The organism is Caproicibacterium lactatifermentans, assembly GCF_013315815.1.
Classification (GTDB): Bacteria; Bacillota; Clostridia; order Oscillospirales; family Acutalibacteraceae; genus Caproicibacterium; species Caproicibacterium lactatifermentans.
The window spans coordinates 1,885,819-1,910,746 of the sequence record NZ_CP046051.1 but is presented as its reverse complement, the minus strand read 5'-3'; the positions used below and the strand labels follow the sequence as shown (position 1 = coordinate 1,910,746).

The 24,928-nt window shown below is 52.5% G+C and carries 19 protein-coding genes; 7 read left to right on the top strand and 12 right to left on the bottom strand.

The features are described from left to right. Positions 1-127: 127 nt before the first annotated feature. From GJQ69_RS09260 to GJQ69_RS09235, 6 genes are all read right to left on the bottom strand, one after another. Complete coding sequence (locus GJQ69_RS09260) at positions 128-1,378, bottom strand: polysaccharide biosynthesis tyrosine autokinase (RefSeq protein ID WP_174193584.1); 1,251 nt, start codon at positions 1,376-1,378, stop codon at positions 128-130. After that, positions 1,375-2,577, bottom strand: coding sequence for a glycosyltransferase (locus tag GJQ69_RS09255; protein WP_086036702.1), 1,203 nt, complete (start codon positions 2,575-2,577; stop codon positions 1,375-1,377). The genes GJQ69_RS09260 and GJQ69_RS09255 overlap by 4 nt, the downstream gene beginning before the upstream one ends. Positions 2,578-2,734: 157 nt before the next feature. Beyond that, entirely contained in the window at positions 2,735-3,991 is a 1,257-nt protein-coding gene (locus GJQ69_RS09250; RefSeq protein WP_086036701.1) for a tyrosine-protein kinase domain-containing protein, read from the bottom strand. Positions 3,992-4,010: 19 nt separating this feature from the next. Next, on the bottom strand, positions 4,011-5,198 hold the full coding sequence (locus tag GJQ69_RS09245) for a glycosyltransferase (protein WP_174193582.1): 1,188 nt from the start codon (positions 5,196-5,198) through the stop codon (positions 4,011-4,013). Then, complete coding sequence (locus GJQ69_RS09240) at positions 5,195-6,424, bottom strand: glycosyltransferase (protein ID WP_086036699.1); 1,230 nt, start codon at positions 6,422-6,424, stop codon at positions 5,195-5,197. Before GJQ69_RS09240 ends, GJQ69_RS09245 begins: the two co-directional genes overlap by 4 nt. Continuing rightward, positions 6,421-7,977: an O-antigen polysaccharide polymerase Wzy family protein gene (locus GJQ69_RS09235; protein ID WP_086036698.1), complete on the bottom strand. Its 1,557-nt coding sequence runs from the start codon at positions 7,975-7,977 to the stop codon at positions 6,421-6,423. Before GJQ69_RS09235 ends, GJQ69_RS09240 begins: the two co-directional genes overlap by 4 nt. Positions 7,978-8,235: 258 nt before the next feature. Here GJQ69_RS09235 and GJQ69_RS09230 point away from each other — a divergent pair, with 258 nt between their 5' ends. Both GJQ69_RS09230 and GJQ69_RS09225 read left to right on the top strand, forming a co-directional pair. Then, positions 8,236-8,754 (top strand): TIGR04002 family protein, encoded by a 519-nt coding sequence (locus GJQ69_RS09230; RefSeq protein ID WP_086036697.1) that lies wholly within the window; start codon positions 8,236-8,238, stop codon positions 8,752-8,754. A gap of 83 nt (positions 8,755-8,837) precedes the next feature. Further along, positions 8,838-10,160: a lipopolysaccharide biosynthesis protein gene (locus GJQ69_RS09225; RefSeq protein WP_174193580.1), complete on the top strand. Its 1,323-nt coding sequence runs from the start codon at positions 8,838-8,840 to the stop codon at positions 10,158-10,160. Between the two features lie 110 nt (positions 10,161-10,270). Here the strand turns inward: GJQ69_RS09225 and GJQ69_RS09220 are convergent, their stop codons facing one another. The 5 genes from GJQ69_RS09220 to GJQ69_RS09200 form a co-directional block, all read right to left on the bottom strand. Beyond that, positions 10,271-11,062, bottom strand: a complete 792-nt coding sequence (locus GJQ69_RS09220) for a DUF975 family protein (protein ID WP_086036695.1) — start codon at positions 11,060-11,062, stop codon at positions 10,271-10,273. A gap of 171 nt (positions 11,063-11,233) precedes the next feature. Further along, positions 11,234-12,247, bottom strand: a complete 1,014-nt coding sequence (ilvC, locus tag GJQ69_RS09215) for a ketol-acid reductoisomerase (protein WP_086036694.1) — start codon at positions 12,245-12,247, stop codon at positions 11,234-11,236. A 153-nt stretch (positions 12,248-12,400) separates the two neighbouring features. Next, positions 12,401-12,880: an acetolactate synthase small subunit gene (gene ilvN / locus GJQ69_RS09210; protein ID WP_086036693.1), complete on the bottom strand. Its 480-nt coding sequence runs from the start codon at positions 12,878-12,880 to the stop codon at positions 12,401-12,403. Between the two features lie 14 nt (positions 12,881-12,894). Then, positions 12,895-14,547 carry a biosynthetic-type acetolactate synthase large subunit gene (gene ilvB, locus GJQ69_RS09205; protein ID WP_236849688.1) on the bottom strand — a complete coding sequence of 551 codons (1,653 nt, stop codon included), beginning with the start codon at positions 14,545-14,547 and terminating at the stop codon, positions 12,895-12,897. Between the two features lie 151 nt (positions 14,548-14,698). Next, complete coding sequence (locus GJQ69_RS09200) at positions 14,699-15,976, bottom strand: DUF1015 domain-containing protein (protein WP_086036691.1); 1,278 nt, start codon at positions 15,974-15,976, stop codon at positions 14,699-14,701. A 344-nt stretch (positions 15,977-16,320) separates the two neighbouring features. Here GJQ69_RS09200 and GJQ69_RS09195 point away from each other — a divergent pair, with 344 nt between their 5' ends. Genes GJQ69_RS09195 through GJQ69_RS09180 form a run of 4 tightly spaced genes read left to right on the top strand, consistent with a single transcriptional unit; the run spans position 16,321 to position 21,236 of the window. After that, positions 16,321-17,409: an ATP-binding cassette domain-containing protein gene (locus GJQ69_RS09195; RefSeq protein ID WP_174193578.1), complete on the top strand. Its 1,089-nt coding sequence runs from the start codon at positions 16,321-16,323 to the stop codon at positions 17,407-17,409. Position 17,410: 1 nt separating this feature from the next. Beyond that, on the top strand, positions 17,411-18,115 hold the full coding sequence (locus GJQ69_RS09190; protein ID WP_086036689.1) for an ABC transporter permease: 705 nt from the start codon (positions 17,411-17,413) through the stop codon (positions 18,113-18,115). 17 nt (positions 18,116-18,132) lie between these two features. After that, the gene (locus GJQ69_RS09185) at positions 18,133-19,764 is read left to right on the top strand and encodes a motility-associated ABC transporter substrate-binding family protein (RefSeq protein ID WP_174193570.1); all 1,632 of its coding nucleotides are present in this window, start codon (positions 18,133-18,135) and stop codon (positions 19,762-19,764) included. Further along, on the top strand, positions 19,764-21,236 hold the full coding sequence (locus GJQ69_RS09180; protein ID WP_086036687.1) for a DUF4340 domain-containing protein: 1,473 nt from the start codon (positions 19,764-19,766) through the stop codon (positions 21,234-21,236). The genes GJQ69_RS09185 and GJQ69_RS09180 overlap by 1 nt, the downstream gene beginning before the upstream one ends. Before the next feature lie 83 nt (positions 21,237-21,319). On the opposite strand, the gene GJQ69_RS09175 is transcribed toward GJQ69_RS09180, so the two are convergent. Further along, the gene (locus GJQ69_RS09175) at positions 21,320-23,332 is read right to left on the bottom strand and encodes a PTS fructose transporter subunit IIABC (protein WP_086036686.1); all 2,013 of its coding nucleotides are present in this window, start codon (positions 23,330-23,332) and stop codon (positions 21,320-21,322) included. Positions 23,333-23,544: 212 nt separating this feature from the next. Here GJQ69_RS09175 and argH point away from each other — a divergent pair, with 212 nt between their 5' ends. After that, entirely contained in the window at positions 23,545-24,924 is a 1,380-nt protein-coding gene (gene argH, locus GJQ69_RS09170) for an argininosuccinate lyase (RefSeq protein ID WP_086036685.1), read from the top strand. Positions 24,925-24,928: the final 4 nt, after the last annotated feature.

Here is a 24,928-nt window from a genome sequence, read left to right as displayed (position 1 = left end):
CCGGAAAAGCAGAAATTTGTCTGATTGCAGTTTATTATACTGGATATTGACGAAGAAAGCCAGAAAAAACATCCGCAGAAAACGTGAAACCTTTCTGCGGATGTCTGTGTATTCTGTGGAAGGTCCTTTATGCATCCATTACAATGAAGCCGCCGGTTTTGCCGCCGACACCGGCGGTGCGCTGCAAAACACGGTTCATGGTTTTGTAAGACGTCACATTGTATTTTGCAGTGAGCAGGACAGCTTGCGGGCAGGCGGCGATACTGTCTGCGTCTGGGTAATCCAGCTGAGATGGCGCACAGATAATGATGTTGTCATATTTGCTTTCAGCCGCTTTTAGTACGGCGGGAAAACTGCGGGCCAGCAGGTCAGCCGGATTTTCATCACCGGCTGCACCGGCCAGCAGAAACAGGCCATCCTGATTCGGCACGGCTGCAACGGCTTCTGCCATTGTGCAGCGGCCAGCTAAAACATCACGCAGGTTCTGTGTCGGGCTGACGCCCAGCAGGCCGGCCATCTGCGGGTTGCGCAGGTCAGCATCTATCGCCAGCACACGGCGGCCGGCTTGTGACAGAGAAACAGCAAGGCCCACCGCGGTTTGCGCGGTGCCGCCGTCCTTGGCGCCTTCTATCAGAAGACTGTTTGCAGGTTCTGCCTGATTCAGCAGAACGGTGCGGATTCGGCGGAAAGCGTCCGCCTGTTTGCCGTCACCGTGCGGGATTTCACCCAGACATTTCACACCCAGCAGGGCGGCGGCCTTTTTACCGTCACACACAGAACGGCGGGAAAGGACACGGATAAATCCATAGCATACAAACAGAATAAAACCAAGCACCAGGCCGAGGACACCGGCCTTGATTGTTGTGGCAAGTTTGGGGGTTTCCGGCATATCCGCGGCCGGGTCGCTGATGAAAGCGGTCAGCTTCGGCGACGGATACTGCTGAACCAGTTCGTCGCACAAAATCTCCGCAGCTGTATCAGAAATCTTCTCGGCCATGTCGGCGTTTGTTGTTTCCAGTGTCAGTTTCACGGCCGGTGCGCCCTGCTGCTGCTCACCGGTAATTTTGAGGATTTCCCCTTCCTGCAGGCCAAGACGTTTGGTTGTCTTTTCAATCAGGTCATGGGAGCTGGCCTGCGCCACGGCGGAAGTTATCCGATAGCTGACAATGCCGTTGTACTGCAGGCGGTAGTCTGAGCTGGCGTTTTCCGGAAGCTCGCAGTTCAGCATAATGGTGGTGTTGACTGTGCTGGACATGGAGTGCAGCTTCAGTGGCAGTAGGGCACACAAAACGCCGCACAGCAAAACAACCAGCAGAAACTTTATCCAGTTTCGTTTGTAAAAATGTAAAACATCCGAAAAGCGAAAATACGGCTTCATTGGTGTGGGTCCTCCTTATGGTTTGAGTCATCGGCAACACCCGCAAAGCGGAGTACCTTTTCCATAATCATTTTCCAATCAAAATGGTCCATGGCAAACTGACGTTCCTGGGCAGTAATTTCCGGATGCTGCCGACAGTTCAGCACAAATTTGACGACCATATTCATATCTACGGGGGAAGGGTCATTTGGTACCTGCAGGGCAAAAGCGGAGTTTCCCTTTTCCAGGGAATCCTCACAGGTGTAGATGAAAGGCAGACCCTGCGCGCAGTATTCGCGTGCCTTTAGGGAAGAGCAGGCCTGCAGGCCCCGCCGGTAGCAGCCCAGTTTGGAAACCCCAAGGTCAGCCCTTGCGTATAGGTTTTCCAACTCTTTTCCCGTTTTAAAGCCGGGGCATTCCACATCTTCCTGCAGGCCGTATTTCCTGATTTGCGCACGGAAGTCCGGCATTTCCTTGGGGTCGCCGCCCACCATGATAAACCGAATATGCGGTTTGCGGTGTGGTTCCGCCTTTTTATAGCGATACATCCCTTCCAGAATGCGGTCATATGCCTGCCACCAAAGAGTACCTGCCACTCCAATCAAAACAATTTCGTCCGGGCTGGACTTCAGTGGCACCGGCTTCATGGCATTCACATCAATCCCATTGCTGATATTGATTGCCTTTACACCAAAGAAATGGTCGCTTGGGTTGCCAATCAGGGCAACGGCATCCACAAGCCCTTTCAGTCCCAAGGCGGAAAGACGGTCCTCCGCGGCAAAGGCAAGGACATGGGCTTTGGCGGAAACACGCTTTGTCAGAGGATGCACATGGTCGACGCTGCTGATGTAGTCCGCAATATAGGGGTAATTTGGCAGCTCGATAATAATGCGTCTAGTGCCGTTCCGGCGCGTAATTCTGCAGATTTCCAGAACATCAAAACTGATGCGGTCCAACCTCATGTACAAAACGTCAAAGGAATGCTGCGACAAATACTCTTTTGCAGCATCCGCAAGCTGATGCATCATTCCGCTGCCGCCGGTAAGCTTTTTTATTTGAGTCCCGTTTTCTGTAACAAAGCGGTATTCACAGCCTTTCCAAAGGGAGTAGGTAACATGATACCCCAACTGCTGGAAGGCGTGGACCTGTGAACGTATCTTACGGGTGACGCCGACATAGAGAAGGGCATCTTCCTGAAAAGTTAGATACATGAGTTCCATTTGCTGATCTCCTCGTAAAGCCTTTATCGTTTTCTCTGCAGGGAAAGAACTGCCTGTTGTTTTGGAACCTTAACTGCAGAGTTTCCTGCCCGTTCCTTCGGTGGTGCCGCAGGGGAACAAACTCCTTGTGTAACTAGGGAAGGCAAGTTGGCTGCAGTCAGGCGCCTACTACGACAAAACCAGCCACTTTGCCGCCGACGTCTGCGGAAGCGCTGACAGCGCTGCGTGCTGTGGAAAAGGAGGTCTGTCCATATTTTGCAGTGCAAAGGACGGCCTGCGGGAAGGCGGCAATGCTGTCTGCGTCCGGGTAGTCCGGCTGGGACGGCGCGCAGATAATCACACTGTCATACTGCGTTTCAGCTTCCTTCAGCACGGCGGGAAAACTGCGGGCCAAAAGGTCAGCTGGGTCGTCTTTTCCAGAAGCACCTGCCAGAAGGAACAGACCGTCATGATCCGGAACCGCCTCTGCGGCTTCTGCCAGGGTACTGCGGCCTATCAGAACGTCCCGCAGGTTCTGTGCGGGCTTTACGCCCAAAAGGTCAGCCATCTGTGGGCTGCGCAGGTCAGCGTCCACAGCCAAAACACGGCGTCCGGCTTGGGCCAAAGAAACTGCAAGACCAGCTGCGGTCTGCGGTGCACCGCTGTCCTTTCCGGTGTCCTCTATCAGCAGGCTCCTGGAAGTTTTTGTCTGGTTCAGCAGCACAGTGCGCAGTTCACGGAAAGCATCCGCCTGTTTTCTGCCGTCACCGTGTGGAATCTCACCCAGGCATTTGGCGCCGACCAGTTCGGCAGAACCTTTGCCGCTGCGGATAGAGTGGTTGGAAAGAACACGGATAAGTCCGTAACAGAGGAAGACAATAAAACCAAAGGCAAGGCCCAGAATGCCGGATTTTATCATAGCAGATTTTTTGGAGTGGCTGACGACCAGAACTGCCCTATCGCTGATGAAAGCGGAAAGCTTCGGCGAGGGGAACCGCTGAACTACTTCTTCTCCCAGAATATCGGCGGCAGTGTCGGCAATTTTTGCGGCCATGTCCGCGTTGGTGGTCTGCACGGTCAGCTTTACGGCCGGCGCACTTCTCATCTGTTCACCGGTAATCTTGCTGATTTCGCCCTTTTTCAGGCCAAGACGCTGGGTCGTTTTTTCCACAAGGCTGTTGGAATTGGACTGTACCAGAACGGACTGCACACGGTTGTAGAGAATGCCGGTGTACTGCTCACGAAAATCAGTGGAAGCATTTCCTGGCAGCTGGCAGTTGATAGTCAGGGTGCTGTTGGTGGTATAAGTGTACTTGGCCAGCTTTAGGGGAAGCAATCCACACACAACACCAAACAGAAGGATGACCAGAAGAAATTTGACCCAGTTTCGCTTAAAGAAATGCATGACGTCAGAAAAACTTGCATACAGCTCCATTGTGGGGCCTCCTTATTGTTTAAGATTTATCCGCGGCGCCCGCAAAGCGGAGCACCTTTTCCATAATGATTTTCCAGTCGAAGTGGTCAGCCGCGTACTGCCTTTCCTGCCGGGAGATGTCTGGATTCTGTCGGCAGCGCTCGACAAAGCGGACCACGGCGGCAATGTTTACCGGGGAAGAGTCATTTGGAATTTTCATCGCAAATGCTACATCTTTCGGCAGGGTATCCTCATAAGCATACAGGAAGGGAATGCCGGCGGCACAGTATTCGCGTGATTTCAGGGGTGACAGCCATGTCAGGCCAATCTGATAAACGCCCAGGGAGGAAACCGCCGCGTCACACTGGTTGTAAAGAACGGAAAGTTCCTTCGCGTTTTTATAACCGAGAAAGGCAGAGGAACTGCCGAGGGAAAGTGATTCCGCACGGGCCTTCATGGCTTCAATCGTCTCATTTGCACCGACGATTTCAAAGCAGACTTCCGGGTCCTGCGGTGCTTTTTCCTTTTTATACTGTGCCAATCCTTCCAGCACACGGGAATAGCCGTGCGCAACGGAGGTTCCCGCTACACCCAGCAGGCGAATGGTGCCGTCGGAGCTGCTGACCTGTTTTGGAGCAATTTTGCCGACTGCTACGCCATTGTCAATGGTAATGGCCGGAATTCCCCACAAACGGGAAATCGGTGCGCCGAAAACAGCCAGTGCATCTACATACTGTTTCATATGCGGTACAGTGGTGGCGTGCTGCCAAATTTCCAGCAAATGACCGGCCATTGAGCGCCGGTCTTTTTTCTGCAGGTCCACATGCAGAAAGCGCTTGTACTCACCCCAATAGGGGTAAGTGGCAATCTCAAAAATAACGCGGCAGGCAGGGTTCACATTCTTTGCAGAAGCCGCCGTCTGTAGCGCATAGGGATTTGCCAGAAAGCCTTTAATGTATACGGCATCATAGCAGCCGTCCGCGGCAAATTCACTGATGCACCGGGCAATGGACTGCTGCTGTTCGTGCCAGCGCAGGCCGGAAGGGAAATCCTTCCGCTGTAGCTTGCTGCCGTCCGCACTGCAAAGCAAAACGCTGCTGCCATCTACGCAGGTATAGTGCGCTTCCCAGCCCAGCTGGGCAACGCCCTCTGTCTGTCCGGCGACTTTTTTGAGGATGCCAGCATATTGTTTTGCTTTGCTGACATTGCTTACATATAGAAATTTCATAATGTATTCCCACCATTCAAGGCCGAATAAAATGCATGGTAATTTTTTTCTGCACTGAATTTTTCCGCCCAGATTTTACGGGCATTGCGGCAAAATCCGTCATAGGCTTCCGCGTCCATATTCCGCATTTTCTGCAGAGCGGCCAGCAGTGCCTGCGGTGTAAAGTCCGCCGGCAGGAGGAACCCGTTTTCCCCGTTTTTTACAATTTCATGAGTGCCGCCGACATCGGTGGCGACCACCGGTGTGCCGAAAGAAGCGGCCTCCATAATGGTTACAGGAATTCCCTCACTGGAACTGACATTGACAAACACAGATACCGCATGTTCCCGGTAATAGGCCAGAACTTCCGCGTTCGTTTTCTGCCCGAGGAACTGAACGGTGACATTTGGAGGCAGTTTTTCAGCCTCTGCCTGCAGTTCGTTTTCCAGCGGACCAGAGCCGATGTGCGTCCAGACAACAGGAAAATCGGTCTGCTGCAGCGCGGCAATCAAAAGATGAATCCGCTTAACTGGAACCAGATAGGAACAGGACAGCAGGCGAAAAGGCTCCCGACTGTGCTGCCCAATGCCGTTGTCGTTTGTGCCGAGGTAGGCACAGGCGATTTTTCCGGCGTCCGGGCCTGCCTGTTGCCGCAGGACCACCGCGCCGTCCTCTGAACAGGGACAGATGCGGTCAAGATGATGGAACAGATAGCGGCGCATGGGCAGGTAGCCGCTTTTTCGCCGTTCCGGGTGAATATCAAACCCATGAGCACGGGAAATTTGACGAACCGTGACGCCCTGTTTCCGCAGTGAGTCGGCAAAACGCACGCCGGCCGCCGCCGCGTCGTACAGCCAGTAGCTGTACAGCACCACTTCGTCACCCGGCCGAACGGAAATTGTTTCTGTCAGTGCCGCGGCAATTTCTACCGCGTTTTTCGCGAAAAACAATAACTCATGCGTGCGCTCTCCGTTTAACTGCCCTTCCTTTGCCAGCAGGGAAATTTCAGCCCGCACATCGGAACGCAGCAGCAGACGCATATAAGCGGATCGGCCAAGGCTGCGGCGCGGCAGCTGCACCAGCTCGCAGCCTTCCGGCAGAGACTTTGTCTGTACCGCACCTTTCTGCGGGCTGCACGGGCAGACCAGAATACGGTCAAAACCGAAAGCCCGCGCCAGCTCGGCGGGGATAAAATCCTCTCCGCTGCCCAACGGAAAAGAAGTCGTCAGCAGAATTAATAGCTTCAAGTGGGATCAGCACCTCCTGCAGAGAAGGGAACAATGCCGCCCCGTGACCGGCGCAGGTGCGCGCCAATTCCGGAAACCAGCAGTGCCGCCAGATAAATGAGGATAAAGTAAAGCAGGTAGGTAATGCTGAATACATTGAAAACCCAGGATAAGGCAAAGTTGCGAGGCACATAAACCAGGTTCTTTATGGCAATTAAGCTAAGGGCAAGAACTGGCCAGGAGCGGGTGAGCATGGTGGCAAAGAAACGGAACGCAACACCAAAGAAACCGCTGACGATGGCAACGCCCGCCATGCCGAAAGAAACGTAGGCTTCTGCAACAAAAGAGGTCCCAAAGCCGCCGCCGTTTAGGTACCGGGACGGGTCCGCCATAAAGGTCAGCACATGACCAAAGTTGTAATTGGTCATAACATACGGAATATTCTGAGTGCTCGTTAAGGAAGAAAGGCCCAAAATAGAACTGAGCAGGCCGTTGTTGTGTACAAATTCAGTGCAGGGATAGAACAAAAACTGCCAGGAAGTCTGGTGGTTAAAATAATCCCAATAGTTGACCATCTGTTGAACAACCCGATAAGTCGCTCCCTGTGAATACAGGAAATTAGAAAGGGCAGTGAACAAATTGCGGTGTCCGCTTCCACCTGCGCGCCGTTCTGCTACCATCTCCAGGAAGTATATCATCAATGCGATGACAATGAGGACCGGCACAATGTGTTTTTTCTGGAAAATACGCTGTTCTTTCGGAATGATTCTGTCCCGCAGGAAAAAGTAAATCAAAAGCATCAGCGCTTCGCAGACAAAAGTGTTGCGCCGGCCGGTCATCAGGGAGGAGAGCATATAAATCCCGTAAACAAAAAGCGGCAGCCTCAGCTGGCAGCGGTCCGGCAGCGTGGCCAGAAATACGGCAAAAGACGGCACAAAGAACATGGAAAGCCGGCTGATAACCGACGGCACGCTTCTGTCTAAGTCTTTTGTATAGGAACCGAGGTACCCGTACCGCAGCACAACCAGAATGCTCTGCAGCAGGACATAGAAAAATGCCAGCGAGCTGATAATCAGCATAATGATGCTGATTTGACGAATCAGTGGTGTAAGCTGGCTGCGGTGGAATACAGAGGGGTCATGTTTTTCCAGTGCTTTTTCCCGATGGAAAAACAACGGTGCCGACAGCTTGTACCCGGCGTAGACAAAAAGAAGTGCGAAGGTAACAATCTGCAGCGCCGAAAAGAGATTTTCGTAAGAATTCGCTTCCAAATTATAAAGCAGATAATCGGGGTCCTTTGCCAAGAAAGCAATATAAACACGCCCCAGCAGCAGAATATCAAAGGAAATGACAAAGACCAGCATGGGGAAGTCCCGCCGGATATGGCTGCAGAGGTCCCAAAGAATAGCAACATTTAGAGCGACATTTGCGGCGAAAAGCAGATATACTGCACCAGTTGAGTACGAATTGCCGGACAGCCGCAGCAGATTCGCCAGGATAAGAAGAATACTGCCCGAGCCAAACAGCAGCGTATTGCGCCATGTGCTGCGCGCATTCAGCTGTTCTGCTGTCATGGGTCCACCTCCTGTTTTGTTCAAGTTCAAAATATTATAATTATCTTATTATAGCATGGAATCTTTTCAGTGACAAATTTTTTAAAAATCGGAAGCACAAGATATTTTCAGAACGGTATATGTAAACTGTACCTCTTATTTTTTTATAGACTGTCTATTTTAAACATTCCAGTTTTCCGCTATGATAAGGAAAATCCTGTTCCCACGAAAAGTGCGGGAGACTGAAACAGGCCTGTAGAGAAAGGAAAGTGGTTCCCTGTGAAAAACAAATCCCTGCATCTTGGTGTTATGGCTGCGCTGTTTGGCGCACTCATTTTTGTAGTGACGGCTTATATTCTGCATATTCCAACGCCGGCAACCGGCGGCTATATCCATCTGGGTGACGCTTTCGTCTATTTGGCGGCCAGTATGCTGCCCGCACCGTATGCGGTGGCAGCCGCCGGAATAGGGGAGGCAATGTCGGATGCACTGACGGGCAGCCTAGTGTATGCCCTGCCGACACTGCTGATTAAATCGGCGATGGCGCTGTGCTTTTCCACGGCCGGTGCCAAGCTGCTGACACGGCGCAATGCCCTTGCTACCATTGCGGCTGGCGCCATTTGTGTTGGCGGCTACTACCTGACAGAGGCGTTCCTGATGCACAGCATGGTTTCACCGCTGGTGGAAATTCCGGCAAACTTGGTGCAGGCAGCTGCCAGTGCGGTTATTTATCTGCTGGCGGCACGTGCACTGGACCGTCTGCAGATGAAAAAGAAAGTGGCGGCTTTCGTTCAGTAAACATCATTGTTATCTGACCAAAAGAATGGTATAATATTCTCCATGTTCTTTATGAAACAGCGAATATGGAGTATGAAGACAATATGAAGAAAAAAGACAGAAGAATTCACAGCGATGTGGTGCGGGATTCTCTCAACACGTTTGGAACCAATGCATTTGGTGCGGTGCTGGCACTCATTTCCTCTATTGTAGTGCTTCGCCGGGTGGACCCAACCATAAAAGGTTACTACAATGCGGTGCAGAACTGGGGCGGCGGCTTTTATACCATCATTGGGTTAAGCGTAGCGGCCTCTATTATTTATTTCGTCGCGCGATATAAGATTGAAAATACCCGGAAGCCCATTGTAAAACTGGGAGCAGTCATTTTCGTGGTGATTGCGGTTATTGGCACGGCAATTTTGATTGCACTGCGAAAAAGTTCGTTTTTCAACAAGACACCGTCGCCGTTTTTGGTGGCGATTGTAGTCTATGCGCTGAGTTCCCTGGTGCTGAACCTGTGTACCGGTGTGCTGCGCGGTGAAAATAAGTTTAAGTCCTTTAATATGATTAACCTGCTGCAGCGAATTTTGGCAATGATTTTAGCCCTTTACATTGCATTCCGACCATCGGCAAGCATTTGGATTTGGGGAACCGTAGCCATTTCCTGCGGAATGATTGTATTTGGTCTAGTGTGTATCCGCCGCTGGAACGGTCCGCGGCCTAAGCCTGCACCGGACGATGATTATCCGGTACCGGCTAACTCCATGATTAAGTACAGCCTGAAAGCCCATGTCAGCAACGTCCTGACCTACATCAATACATTCCTCGGTACCTATATTGTACAAGGAAAGTTTGGCATTAAAAACCTTGGCGTCTACTCTACGGCATTTACCATTATGCAGCAGGTGTGGATTCTGCCGGATGCGGTCAGCCAGGTCATTATGAGCCGCATTGCGGCTATGAGTGAGCAGAAAGACAAACTGCACCTAACATTGATATCTACGAAGATGGTTACCTATGTAACAACGGTGGCGGCACTGCTGATTCTGTGGATGGCAAATGTTTTTGTGCCGTGGCTGTTTCCAATGTATACGGGAGCGCTGGCACCGCTGTCATACCTCATTGTCGGCTCCATCTTTATTTCCTATTCCAAGGTGCTGGGCAATTCCATAGCTGCCTACGGTCGGCCGGAGCTTAATATCCTGCCCACTGCGCTGGGTGTCGCTTCCAACTGTGTAGCGTGCCTGATTTTTATTCCGTTGCTTGGCATTAACGGCGTGGCACTGTCCACCTCTATTTCTCTGACGGTGCAGGGGCTTTCCAGTATCGTTATTTTTTGCAGATACTCCCATACACCGTTTGTTCGTCTGCTGGTACCAAGCCGTGAAGAGCTGAATGCTGTAAAACAAATATTCAAACATAAATAATCCGTTGAAATGACAGAACGCTGCTCCGTGTTCCGCACGCTTTCAAAGGTGCGGGATACGGAGCAGTTTCTCATAGCTGTATGTCAGTCAGAATAAGGAATACTTTTTGTTTACTGCGGCTGGCTGTTCGCCGGCTGCAGGCAGAGCTCGGCGGGATTCAGCTGGTTCATTTGAATCGCGCGGTCACGTACATAAATGTACAGTTCTGCACGGGCGCTTTCCACATAAGGCATCAGGAAAGATACGCTCAGGCCCAGCGTTATCAGGCTGGTCAACCCCACCAGTATATACCACCAGAAAAAGGAAAGGTCAAACAGGAAAAGGCGCCCTTTTTCACCGTCTGACAGCATCCAACTGATTTCCCGTGCGCGTTTTCCGGTCAAGCTGGGATTGTCTGCCAGCAGAAAATCTACATAATAATACTGATAGCGCTTTACAATGCCCGGAACGATAAACAATAGGCTCCACAAAAAAATAAAAAGATTGGTCGTGAAAAGAACGCCGACGGTGTTCCCCCAGCTCTGCTGAAAGCCGCTGAACAGAGTGGAGAAGTGGGTGTCACCAAAGCGTTTGTGCAGGTAGTAGCGGCTGGCACCTACCATCATAGCTGCGCCGATAAAAATGGCGACCAGCAGTGTCAGCAGGGCCAGAATGGAAGAAATCGTTGGGAAGAAGCCGAAGCTGTGGTGCCATGAAAAGTCAGCCCCACTCCATTCATTCCGCAAGAAAAGGCCGTCTTGGAAGTCGTGCAGCTTTTTAACTAGATGCTGAAAAGAGCTGTATATGGAAAAAATACCGCCGCTCAGCAGCGTTGCCACCAACGAAACAGCAAAGCTTACCCAGTAACAGTTGTGTAGGGAAATTTTTGCGTTGTCCTTCAGAATGGAACGTTGCCAGTTCATAATGATTTCTCCTTTCGTGTGGGAAAACTGTAAAAAGGAACAATGCTCTTTTATATTTTATTATTCTATATATTCTATATGAAACAAATGGAAAATATAGAAAAAATAAGGGAATACAGAGAAAAACCGTACAGGGAAACAGTTCCCCGTACGGCCTTTTTGTAAAACCGATTAGTCGGCGTATTTGTCGTTCTTGTTGTTCCAGGAATACATCTTGCGCAGCTCGGAACCAACTTTCTCCAGCTGATGTTCTGCGCTCATCTTGCGGCATGCGTTGAAGTGGCAGCGGCCGTTCTTGTTTTCGGCAATCCACTTGGAAGCAAATGTACCATCCTGGATTTCATTGAGGACCTGTTTCATGGAAGCTTTCACTTCAGGGGTGATGATGCGTTTGCCAGTCTCATAATCGCCATATTCAGCGGTGTCAGAGATGGAGTAGCGCATGAAGCTGAAGCCGCCTGTATAAATCAGGTCAACAATCAATTTCATTTCATGAATGCACTCGAAGTAAGCATTCTCCGGCGGATAACCAGCCTCTACCAGAGTTTCAAAGCCGGCCTTCATCAGGGCAGTTACACCGCCGCAAAGGACAGCCTGCTCGCCGAACAGGTCTGTTTCGGTTTCAATTTTAAAGGTTGTTTCCATCAGAGCAGCGCGTGCGGCGCCCAGTGCTGCGCCGTAAGCCAGCGCGATGTCTTGGCAGTGACCGGAAGCGTCCTGATAGACGGCAATCAGTGCCGGGGTGCCCTTGCCTTCGACGAACTCACTGCGCACAGTGTGACCCGGAGCCTTCGGGGCAATCATAAAGACATCTACATCCTTCGGCGGAACGATTTGGCCGTAATGAATGTTAAAGCCATGTGCGAAGGCAAGTGCCTTGCCAGAGGTCAGATACGGTGCAATGTCGTCCTTATAAATCTGAGACTGTTTCTCATCCGGGGCCAGAACCATAATAATGTCAGCAGCCTTTGTAGCTTCTGCAGTGGTCATAACCTTGAATCCCATGTCTTTTTCCACATGTCCCCAGCGCTTGCTGCCCTTATACAGACCAACAATGACGTTGACACCGCTGTCGCGCAGGTTAAGCGCGTGTGCATGGCCTTGGCTACCGAAGCCAATGACGGCCACAGTCTTTCCTTTCAGTACGTTGATGTCGCAGTCTGCGTCGTAATAGATCTTTGGCATTATTCTGTTCCTCCTTATCTTACTGTTGTAAGAAAATGTAGTATATAACGGAACTCCTGGAGCACTTAAACCAAGACTTGCCCCCGTCAGAGCTGGGTGCTCCCCCTCAGCTTGAGAAGCTCTGGAAAGAGTTGGGTTGACAAAAGGAATGATTTATTTGCTGCCTTTTTCAACGGCAATGGCACCGGCCCGTACGACTTCTTTAAAGCCGAAGGGCCGCAATAGGGCCAGCAGGGTAGCGGTGCGTTCGTCTGTATCGCAAAACTCCAGTGTCAGCGTTGTGGTGGTTACGTCCACAATGCGTGCCTGCATAAGCTCCGCAATCTTCATGACGTCGCCGCGGTCCGGGGTACGGCAGTTTACCTTTACTAAGGAAAGCTCCCGTGAAATGAAATGGCCGGGTTCCAGCACGCGTACCTTAATGACCTGAATCAGCTTATTTAGCTGCTTTTCTACCTGCTCAACCATGTGCTCGTCACCGTTCACCACAATGGTCATGCGGGAAACGGCAGGGTCCTCTGTCACACCGACTGCAAGAGAGTCGATGTTGAAGCCGCGCCGGGAAAAAAGCCCTGCCACTTTGGAAAGGGTGCCCGGCTGGTTTTCCACCAAAACAGAAAGCGTATGTTTCATTGTTTCCGCCCTCCCTAAATGCTGGGTGTGGAGGGGTCTACCCTGCACACCAGAATGTAAGGCGCGTCACAGGAAAGCATTTGTGCAGCCTGCGCTTTGGCCTCAGCATTGCTGCTGGCCAGAGAAGCGCGGATACCGTAGCTTTCTGCAAGTTTGACAAAATCGGGCACACCGCCTTCCAGCACAGTGCCAATATGATGTCCGCCATACAGCCTGTCCTGAAATTCTTTTACCATGCCGAGCATACCGTTCTGCATGATAATGATTTTAATATTTATACCGGTTTGTATCAGCGTACCCAGTTCACACATGGACATTTGGAAGGAGCCGTCGCCGCACACCGCCACAACCTGCCGGTGGGGCTTGGCCATTTTGGAACCGACAGCGGCCGGAATGGCATACCCCATGGTGCCGAGGCCGCCGCTGGTTAAAAAGCGGCCCTCTTTCACGTTGAAGTTGCGTGCCGCCCAGATTTGGTTTTGGCCAACATCGGCAACCAGAATCGCTTTTTCTTCCATCATCGCGGATAAGTCACGGATAAACACACGGGGCTCAACAAAGTCATCCCGCGGTTCACCGCGCGGCGGAAACTGCTTTTTGTAGTCCACCACTTTTTGCTTCCACGCTTCCGGAACTGTGTCGGTTACCTGTTCGGTCAAACTTTTGAGAACCTGCCGGACATCGCCGACAATGGGAACATCCACCGGCATATTTTTTCCGATTTCCGCCGGGTCAATATCAATATGAATAATTTTTGCCTGTTCTGCAATTTGCTTCGGAGCGGAAACCGCGCGGTCGCCCACACGGGCACCGCACAGAATCACCAGGTCGGCCTGCTGCATGGTCAGGTTGGCGTTTTCCCGTCCGTGCATTCCAATCATGCCGAGGTACAGGTCACTGTCCATCGGCATCACGCCGATTCCCATCATAGTGGCGCATACCGGAATTCCGCTTTTGCGGGCGAAGGCAATCATCTCATCACGGGCATTCGCCGACACCACGCCTCCGCCGCAGCAGATAATGGGACGTTCCGCATCGGCAATGGCTTTCAGTGCTTTTTTTACCTGCAGGGCGTGGCCCTGCGTGCTCGGTTTATAGCCGCGGATAATGGCTTTCTCAGGATAGTGCCACTCGGACACTTCCTGATTTTGTATATCGGTAGGTACATCAATGAGCACCGGACCAGGCCGGCCGGTGGAGGCAATATGGAACGCCTCCTTAAAAATGCGCGGCAGCTCGGCGGCATCTTTCACAAGGTAGCTATGCTTGGCGAAGCTTTCACATGCGCCTGTAATATCTGCTTCCTGAAACACGTCACGGCCCAGCAGCCAGGAGTTGACCTGTCCCGTAATGACCACCAGCGGAACAGAGTCCATGTAAGCAGTGGCAATGCCGGTGATGAGGTTTGTTGCACCGGGGCCGGAGGTTGCTACGCATACGCCTGTTTTTCCGCAGGAGCGTGCATAGCCGCTGGCCATATGAGCGGCGTCCTGTTCTTCCCGTACTAAAACATGGCGGAGGGAAGACGAACCGAGACAGTCATAAAATGGACAGATTGCCGCACCCGGATAACCGAAAACCACGTGGATGTTTTCTTTCTCCAGGCACCGTACCATGATTTCTGCACCGCTGGCCACTGCAAACACCCCCTTGTGCTGCATTGTCATACATGTACATTCCGTGTGCATCAACTGATGATGTTTGAAACTGATTATATTATGAAAAAATCAAAACGTCAATATCCTTTTGCAATTTAGTGACATAAAACCATAAAATTTTTGCAGGCCATACACAAAATGCCTGCAAAAATAGGCGCATTCAGCACAGAATGTCCATTTGATTCATAACAAGGCCGGTAATCAGCTTGGGATAAAAGTAAGTGGATTTCTGTGGCATCTTTTCACCGGCGGCCGCTACGTCGCGGATTTCAGTGACGCGCGTGGGGTTCATCAGGAAGGCACACTGGCTTTCGCCCTTCTGTACGCTGGAAATCGCTTCGTCCATATCGCGGGTGTAGGAAAGGTTGATTTGCTTTGCCATGTTTTCCTTGTCAATGCCCAGTACTTTCTGCAGAATCAGGGTATGCAGAACGCTGACGTCCAACCCGCGGCTGGCAGCGGATTTGTCTGGCAGGGCTGCGTCCATATCGGCAAGGTCCTTGAGGACCAGCAGGTCCCATTCATCGCCGCCGCAGTAGCAGGCGAAGGCTTTCTGACCGGAAGCGTAACAGTCGGCGAGCTTTTCGGAGATTGCCTGTACGCCGGGGATATGTACAATTTGGAACTGGTCGCGACAGCCGTCCAGCAGTGCTTCCCGATTGAAGCCGGGAAGTCCATGGATGAGGCGGTGTGTCGGAAATACGACCAGACCGGGGTCTTCCATATCCGCAAGCATCATCATGCAGTAGTCCGGTTCATTGGAAATGACACCTTGGTCGCGGCACCAGTTGCGGAAATTCAGGGCAGTTTCATAGCGGTGGTGGCCGTCGGCAATATACAGGCGGCGCCTTTCAAAATCCGCACAGATAGCGGAAATGGCGACCGGGTCATTTACCAGCCACAGGCGGTGTGTGACAGTGCCGTCCGAAAATTCATAGCGGGGCGTGTCGCGGCTCAGGGCATCCAGCCGGGCGCGGGTAGTATGCTGCGGGTCCATATACAGGGAATAAATCTGGCTGAAGTTGCAGTAAGTGGTCTGCATGAGGTGGAAACGGTCTTCTTTTGCCTTGCTGAGGGTTTCCTCGTGCGGCAGAATGACACCGCGCTCAAAAGGTTCCAGCTTTACGCGACAGATGACACCCTTAATGCGGTAGGTCTTTTCACTAGCTTTAAATTCTTCCTCATAAATATAAAGGCCGGGCTGCGTATCTTCCTGCAGAATGCCGCCGGCCTCCCAGTTTTTCAGCAGAGCGCCGGCCGCGGCATAAGGATTTTCGCCGCGGGGCAGTTCCAGCCGGATGATGTTGTACGGGCTTTCGGCAAGAAACGAGCTGTGCTGCTCTTCGCTGATGATATCATAGGGCGGGCAGGTGAGCTTTGCGATGTCGCCGGCTTTTTGGGTATAGCGCAGCGCACGGAACGGTTTGACAACGGCCATAAGAATATACCTCCTCTAAATATAAGACACTGAAAAGAAACACAGCCTGCGGCAGCCGCCGGTAGGGGACGTCTTTGGCGGGTTTGTATCATTGTAACCGCAAAGGTGCAGTTTCGTCAAGCAAAGTGATAAAATTTGCAGGACTTTATAAATTTTAATGCACTTTTCATGCCTATACCTGCCGCCTATCCCAAAGAAACCCTGCGTAAAAAGGACTGCCGCATCCGCCGTAAACTTCACACAAAGTTCAGAAACCAAAGATATACTAAACAGATACTGCAAAAATGACAGCAGAATGCCCGCCGGCAGGCGTGCAGAACAACAGCAAAAGGAGTTGGGAACAGATGATCGAAGTCAGCCACCTCACTAAACGGTACGGCCGGAACACAGCTTTGTCGGACATGAGCTTTACGGTGGAGGGCAGCGGCGTTGTGGGGTTCCTGGGGCCGAACGGCGCCGGAAAGTCCACCACAATGAATATTTTAACAGGCTACCTTTCGGCCACCAGCGGTACCGTTTCCATAGAGGGACATGATGTGCTGGACGATGCCGATGCGGCGAAAAGCTGCATTGGGTATCTGCCAGAACTGCCCCCGCTGTATATGGATATGACCGTGGAGGAATATCTGGACTTTATTTACGACCTAAAAAAAGTAAAGCGGTCCAAAAAAGAGCATATCGGAAAAATATGCCGGCTAACGGGCATTGACCATGTTTATACGCGCCTGATTGGCAACCTGAGCAAGGGCTACCGCCAGCGTGTTGGGCTGGCACAGGCACTGCTGGGCGACCCGCCGGTGCTGATTTTGGACGAACCCACCGTTGGACTGGACCCCAAACAGATTATTGAAATACGCAATTTAGTTAAAACTTTGGGGAAAAGCCACACCGTGATTCTTTCGTCCCACATTCTGCAGGAAGTGGAGGCTACCTGCGGACGCATTCTCATTATTAACAACGGCCGTCTGGCAGCAGACGGCACACAGGAAGAACTGGCCAAAAGCGTGGAGCCGCAGCGGCTGATGACCGAGATAGAAGCGCCCGAAAAAGAAGCGAAAAAAGCGCTGCAGGCGCTGCCGCATGTGGAAACCGTGCGGGCGGAAGGGGAAAGCGAACCCGGTGTACAGAAATACTCACTGGATGAAAGCGATGATGTCCGCCGCGAGGTGTTTCAGCTGTGCTGTGACAAACACTGGCCAATGCTGGCCATGTCGCCGCGGCGCAATACCCTGGAGGATATCTTCCTGCGGGTAACGTCCGGTGCGGACAAGCAGGCCGAAAAAGAGGACGCAGACCACAGTCGCCGCATGCGTGCGGCTGCAGCCGATGTTGTGGACTGCAGGGTACCCGAAACAAACGACGAACTTTCCCGCAAAGAAGAAAAGGCCGCGGAAAAAGCGGACGATGCAGATACCCGGAAGGGGGAGAATTGAGATGGGCGCAGTAACCAAAAAAGAACTGAAACAATATTTCCATTCTCCGGTTGCATATGTCTGCCTGGGAGTCATTTTGGCGCTGTTCGGCTTTTTCTACACGCAGGTGTTCCTTTCCGGCAGCTCTGCCAATATTTCGTATGTATACGGCAATATGTTCATCTGGTGTATGCTGATTATCCCGATTTTGACTATGCGGACCTTCAGTGAAGAGCGCCGCACGAAAACAGACCAGGCGCTGCTGACTGCACCGGTCAGTACCATGGGCATTGTCATGGGCAAGTTTGTCGGGGCATTTTTCATCTTTTTCCTGGCAATGACATTGTCACTCATTCCAGCAGTAGTGCTGACCTTTTCCGGTTCACCGAACTGGGCCATGATTTTCGGCGAATACATAGGGGCACTGCTGTATGGGGCGGCTATGACGGCAATCGGCATTTTCATTTCGTCTTTGACAGAAAACCCCATTATTGCGGCAATCGGCAGCCTGGGAATTGCAGTTCTGCTGATGGTCATTGATTCCGTGGCCAGCGCGGTGAACAATACGGCTTTTTCCGCCGTCGTTTCGTGGATTTCTTTTTCCAGCCGGTATAAACAGTTTACGTCCGGCATATTTGACATCAGCGCAGTGGTGTTCTTTGTTTCTGTGACAGCGGCGCTGCTGTTTCTGACCGCCCGGCGGCTTGAGAGCCGCCGCTGGAACTGAGGGGAGGCACACAGCAGATGAAAGAAGAAAAACAGAACAAACCTGTTGAGCTGAAAAAATCAGTGTATGTGAAGGATAAAGAAAAGCAGACGGCGGAACAGGCAAAGGAAAACAAGCGCCGCACCGCAAAAGAAGAGAAAAAGGAACAGAAGAAGAACCGTGTCCCGCTGCGGCAGCAAATGCGTTCCCAGCGGTTCCGGCACGGCACAGTGGCCAGCGCCATTACGGCGCTGGGGCTGGTAGTGCTGGTTCTTGTAAATGTCTTGATGTCATCGCTGAGCGGCCGTTATCCCAGCATGAATATTGACCTGTCCACCGGTAGTGTCAATTCCCTGAGTACCAGCGTGAAAAAAGTGGTGGACGGCATGCAGCAGGACACCAAACTCATTATTCTTGGTACGGAGGAACAGGTCAAGAATAACGAGATTCTCTCTTCCTACAATATTAAGTACAGCCAGGTAGGGGTTATCGCGGGCAAGATGGCCGAGCGCAACCATAAAATTTCGGTTACCTACAAGGATTTGGACAAGGACCCCACGTTTGTGAACCAGTTCACCAGCGAGCAGATTACCTCCGGCGATGTGGTAGTGCAGACAGCGAAACGTTCCTATGTTGTCAAGCTAACGGATATGTTTGATATTCAAAGTGACAGCACCAGCGGTGCCCAGCAGGTGTACACACAGGTGGGTGACGCGCTGGCCGCTGGTCTCAGCAATGCAGGCGCCGAAACACTGCCAATCGTTGCGTTTGCAACCGGCCATGAGGAACAGCTGGATACTACAGCGGTTAAGAAGGTCTGCACCAGCAACAACTTCCAGACAAAGGAATTCAACCTTTTGACGGACAAAATTCCGGACAGCGCCCGCCTTATCTTTATCGGTGCGCCGAAAACGGACTATACCGATGCGGAAATCGAAAAGCTGGACGCGTTCCTGTCCTCTTCCAGCAGCACCAGTGACCGAGGTCTGCTGTTGACAACCAACGTTATAGACCCAACACAGATGCCAAAGCTGGCTTCTTTCCTCAAAGAATGGGGCATTACCCTGCAGCACCGCGTGGTAATGGAATCAGACGACAGCAAGTATGTCATGGAACAACCGTCTTATCTGTTGGCGGAGGCCCAGACCGGCGTCACGCTGAATAAGGCGAACACTACTTACAATGACCTTCTAATGCCAATTTCGCAGAGCATGACGCTTTCTGAGGTGAGCGGTGTCACCACCAGTGCGCTGGTTAAGTCCGGCAGCACTTCCTATTCGGTGGGTACGTCGGATACCAGTGCTTCTGCTTCCGGCAAAACACAGGAAGCCTCGGTCCTCGCCGCCGCTGCACAGAAGAATTTAACAGTGAAAGGCAAAAAGGTCAATGCCAATGTCGCCGTATGCGGCAGCTCCGCTTTCTTTGCCGATGGCATTATCAACACGAATACCTATTCAAACGGAAACTGGTGCGCGGACCTTGCCCGGTATCTGACCGGAACAAACGGCACCGGCGCGGTAACGGTTACACCGGTGCAGACCAATGCGATGGACATTAAGCTGTCCAGTGCTTCCAGCCTGCTGCTTGGCTTTGGCGTCTTTACTGTTATCATTCCGGTCTGCCTGTTTGTGGCGGGAATCGTGGTGTATCGTAAAAGGAGGAAACTGTAATGAGGCACCCCAAGCGTGTACTGATTGTTCTGCTGATTTGTGTGGCAGGGCTTGCCGGAGCACTGGCATGGCTGCATTTTTCACCTTCCAGCAGCAGCTCCTCCTCCGATTCTTCGGACAACACAGCTACGCTTTACAGTTACAAGGACAGTGACCTTGTCAGCATGTCCGTAAAGAATACGGCGGGCGGCTACACCATTGTTCCGGATAAAGAGGCCACCGCAAAAGCAGCTAGCTCCGCGGCGGCAGCTCCTTCCGGCAGCAGCACTTCTTCCACAGCCTCTTCCAAGGTCGTTTTCCGCATTCAGGAGCTGAGCGGTATGTCTACAACTGCCGATACTATCAGTACAGCGGCACAGGACGGCTACAGCCTGACCGCGGTGAAGAACCTCGGTGCATCCAGCGGTTCCTTGGCGGACTATGGCCTAAAAAATCCGACAGCGACAATTACCAGCACATTTAAGGACGGCAAAAAAATCACCCTGCTGGTCGGCAGCGCAACACCGCTGGACTCCTCGGCACACTATGTCATGCTGCAGGGGAAAGACACCGTCTATACGGCGGGCATTGCGGATGAGCTGTTGCAGGGGCTTCCAGCTTACCTTTCCAAACAGGTGACCAGCGTTTCCCTGCCTTCCGCTTCCTCTGATACTTCTTCAGACACGGCGGACATGAGTGCGGCATTCCAAAAAATTGATGTGACCAACCAGAACGGCGCGTTCCATCTGGTTCGTTCCGGCAGTGGGTGGCAGGTAAACGGCTGCCCGGCGGACAGCGGCAAAGTGGAAATCCTCGCCAATGCCGCAGCTGCGGTCAGCGCTTCCAGCGCGGAGGCGCTGGACCCAACTGCCGCGCAGCTGAAGACTTACGGACTGGATAAGCCAATTTCACAACTTGCCTATACGTCCACTTCCGGAAGCGGGACACTGCTGGTCGGTGCGGAAAAGACCAGCGGAACCTATTATGTTATGATGAAGGGCGGCCGTGTGGTTTATCTGGTGGAAAGCAGCAACCTGACGTGGCTGACACAAAAGGCTTTTGACCTGCAGCGTACTACGGTTTTGGAAAACGAGCGGAACGATTTGGCCGGCGTTACGCTGAAAGGCGGCAGCGCGGTTTACAGTATGGTTATTTCCCGCACGAAGAACGAAAGCTCCTCCACGGAGGACGTTCCTTCCTATACCTATTCTACCGTGTGCAACGGCAAAAAGGTGAAAACGGAAAGCACTTACAGCAGCTTCTTTGATAAAGCGGCCGCGCTGAAAGTGCTGGAGGCCAGCAGTGCGAAGCCTTCCGGTACACCGGCGTGGATGCTGACGGTCAGCGGCTTTGACACGAAGGTACACCATACCTATGCGTTCTACGCTTCCGGCAGCCGGCGGTATCTGGTTACAGCGGATGGTGTGACGCTGGGACTGGCAAACAGCACGGATGTAGATGCGGTGGTTACGGCCGCAAAGGCAGTCCAGTAAAATATCCAAACAAAAAAATACCGCGGAACCTTTTCCAGTGAGGGAAGGCTCTGCGGTATTTTCGTATAGGGACAAAAATGTATTTAAGATTTTGCTTCCGCAGAAGAACAGGAAACGGCGAGTGCTGCATCCTTTCGTTTTGCGAAGTGAGCACTTTTGAGAAAAGCCAGCAAGAACATACCGGCAGCGCTGCCAATGCCCAGCGCCAGCAAGAACTGTGGTGCCCCCTGCATCAGTGGCACCACAAAGATGCCGCCGTATGGCGCAGAAAGGCGGCAGCGGAACAGCATACACAGTGCGCCTGCCAGTGCCGAGCCCGCCATACAAGAGGGCAGTACCCGCAGCGGGTCCGCCGCCGCGAAGGGAATAGCCCCTTCTGTAAGGAAACAGGCACCGGTCAAATAGGAAGAAAGGCGTAGCTGCTGCTCTTTTTTCGTAAAGAGACGGGGGAAGAAAGTGGTGCACAGCCCCATCATCAGCGGCGGTACCATGCCGCCGGCCATAACGGCTGCCATAATACTGCTGGGGGCGGCACTTCCGTTGGAGATAAGTGCCGCCGTGCCAAATAAATAAGCGGCTTTGTTGATAGGACCGCCTAAGTCTGCCGCCATCATGCAGGCCAGCAGAGCGCCTACCCATATATCCACCGAGGGGTTTGTGCTGAGGTTCAGTTCTGCTAAAAATCCACTGGCCCACAGATTCAGCTGCGAACACATCGGGTCCAGTACCAGCAGACAAACAAGCCCAATCCCCAGCGTACCGAGCAGCGGGTAAAGAAGCATCGGCCATACGACCGTACTGACGGTATCGGAAAGATGAGAACTTAGTTTTTTTAGCCCCAGTACCATCAGCCCGCCGACGAACCCGGCGGCGATGACACCGACAAATCCAGAACTGGTAATGGCAAGGCCGCTGGTTTGGCTGCTGACCAGCCGGCCGTCCTGCCAGCAGTATCCGAAGGCGGCCAGATACCCGCCAACCAGCCCCGGCATCAGCCCCGGCCGGTCGGCAATGCCGATTGCGGTAAAGGCCGAAAGGACGGGCAGCATCAGGGAAAGCGAAATCTGTCCCAAAAGCCGGAACAGGGGACCTACGGCGGAATGGCTGCCAATGCCGCTGTATCCGGCGGCGCCGGGTGTAAAAACGCTGTCCAGCAGGAAAGAGAGTGCCATTAAAACACCGCCGCAGAAAACAAAGGGCAGCATATGCGACACACCGCTCATCAGGGCACTATAAAGCCAGTGCCCAATGTGATGGTGGGGCGAGGGCAGTGAAGCGGATGCGGCATCGTCCGGGTGGTAAACCGGAGCCTTGCCTTTGGAGGCCAGTGCCAACAGCTGTTTTGGCCGGTGAATACCATCCGAAACCGGAACCCGCAGCAGAGGCTTTCCAGCGAAGCGGGTGAGATTTAGGGCGCGGTCGGCGGCAACAATGACACCGCGGCAGCCGGCGATTTCCGCTTCCGTCAGTTTACTTTCCACACCGCACGCACCGTGCGTTTCCACTTTTAGGGAAATACCCATCTTATCCGCAGTGGCACAAAGTTTGCGCTTGGCCATATAGGTATGGGCTACGCCCAGTGGACAGGCGGTTACAGCGACAACCGTATAACTGCCGCTATGCTTTGTTTCGGCGGACCGCTGCTCATCGGCCGTTTCCGCAAGGTCCAGTGTATGGCAGAATGCGGCATAGTCCGGTGCGGCCAGCAGGCTCTGTACAAGGGACTTGTCCATCAAAAGCTGCGCCAAACGGCTTAAAAGCTGCATATGCGCACTGCCGTCCGGTGCGGCAATCAGGAAAAAAAGGTATACGGGTTTTTGGTCCAGTGCATCAAAAGGACAGCCTTCTTTTACACGCATGACCGCCAGAGCGGGATGCAGAACTGCCGCACAGCGGCCGTGCGGAATGGCCAGCCCCTCACAGCCGGTGGAAACCGAAGATTCCCGCTCCAATACATTTTCACGAAAAGCTTTTTCATCAGCAATGCAGCCGGTATGCTCCATCAGCCGCAGCAGGTGTTCCAGCGCAGCCCGCTTTGTGCTTACATGGGCTTCCAGGTCACAGGCAGCCGGGCTCAGCAGGTCTTGTATGCGCATGGTATAACTCCTCCTTTTTCTGCTGTTTCTTTAGCAGAATAGAATTAAATTCAGCATAACATGATTTTTCATGAAGGTCAAATTTTTGCGAAATTGCATTTTTAATGAGAACATGGTAAACTCAAAGCATAAATATACAAAATGGGAAGAGTCGATTTCCAGCCGATAAGGGGAAACTGTTTCTTTCCTGAAAAAAGCAGGGGGCAGGCAGTATGGCACAGTTATGGGGCGGCAGATTTACCCGCCAAACAGACAAGCTCGCTTATGCGTTCAACGCATCTTTTTCTTTTGACCGGCGGCTGCTGCCGCAGGACATTCAAGGAAGCTGCGCACACGCCAAAATGCTGGAGAAGCAGGGCATCCTGACACAGCAGGAGTGCACCGACATCCTGCGGGGACTGCAAAGCATTCTGGCCGATGCGGAAAACAGCACGCTACCTATGACCGACGAGTATGAGGACGTGCACAGCTTTGTGGAGGCGAACCTCATTGCGCGTATCGGTGACACCGGCAAAAAACTGCACACCGGCCGCAGCCGCAACGACCAGGTTGCACTGGATATGAAGCTGTATGTGCGCGACGAAATCGGCAATATTGACAGCGAACTAAAAGAATTGCTGGAAACGCTTTTAAAGCTGATGAAAGAAAATGCCGATACCTTTATGCCTGGCTTTACGCATCTGCAAAAGGCACAGCCGACCACGCTGGCCCACCACATGGGCGCCTACTTCGAGATGTTCCGCCGCGACCGCGGCCGTCTGTCGGATGTGAAAAAGCGGCTGAACCTGTGCCCGCTGGGTGCCGGTGCGCTGGCAGGGACTACCTACCCGCTGGACCGTGCCTACACGGCCGAACTGCTGGCCTTTGACGGCCCAACCCGCAACAGCATGGATTCCGTTTCAGACCGGGATTATCTGCTGGAATTTCTTTCGGCGCTGTCCATGGTCATGATGCACCTGAGCCGCTTTTGCGAGGAAGTCATTTTGTGGAACTCCAACGAGTACCGCTTCGTCGAGATTGACGACCGTTACAGTACCGGCAGCAGCATCATGCCGCAGAAGAAAAATCCGGATATTGCGGAACTGGTACGAGGCAAGACAGGGCGGGTGTACGGGGCCTTATCCGCACTGATGACGACCATGAAGGGCATTCCGCTGGCATACGACAAAGATATGCAGGAAGACAAGGAACTGACGTTTGACGCGGCTGATACCGTAAAGGGATGCGTGCGTCTGTTTGCGGATATGCTGCGCACCATGCATTTTAACAAGGAACGCATGGCGGACAGCGCCCGTCACGGCTTTACCAACGCAACCGACGCGGCGGACTATCTGGTCAAGCATGGTGTGCCGTTTCGTGACGCGCACAGCATGGTGGGCAAACTGGTCCTATACGGCATTCAGCACCAAAAGGCGCTGGACGACTTTACACTAGAGGAGTTTCAAGCCGTCAGCCCCGTTTTTCAGGATGACATTTACGATGCAATCAGCCTGACAACCTGTGTGGAGAAACGCAACACCGCAGGTGCCCCCGGGCAGAAAGCAATGGCAGAAGAAATCGCCGAAGCGGAAAGCTACCTACAGGCAAATTGATTTT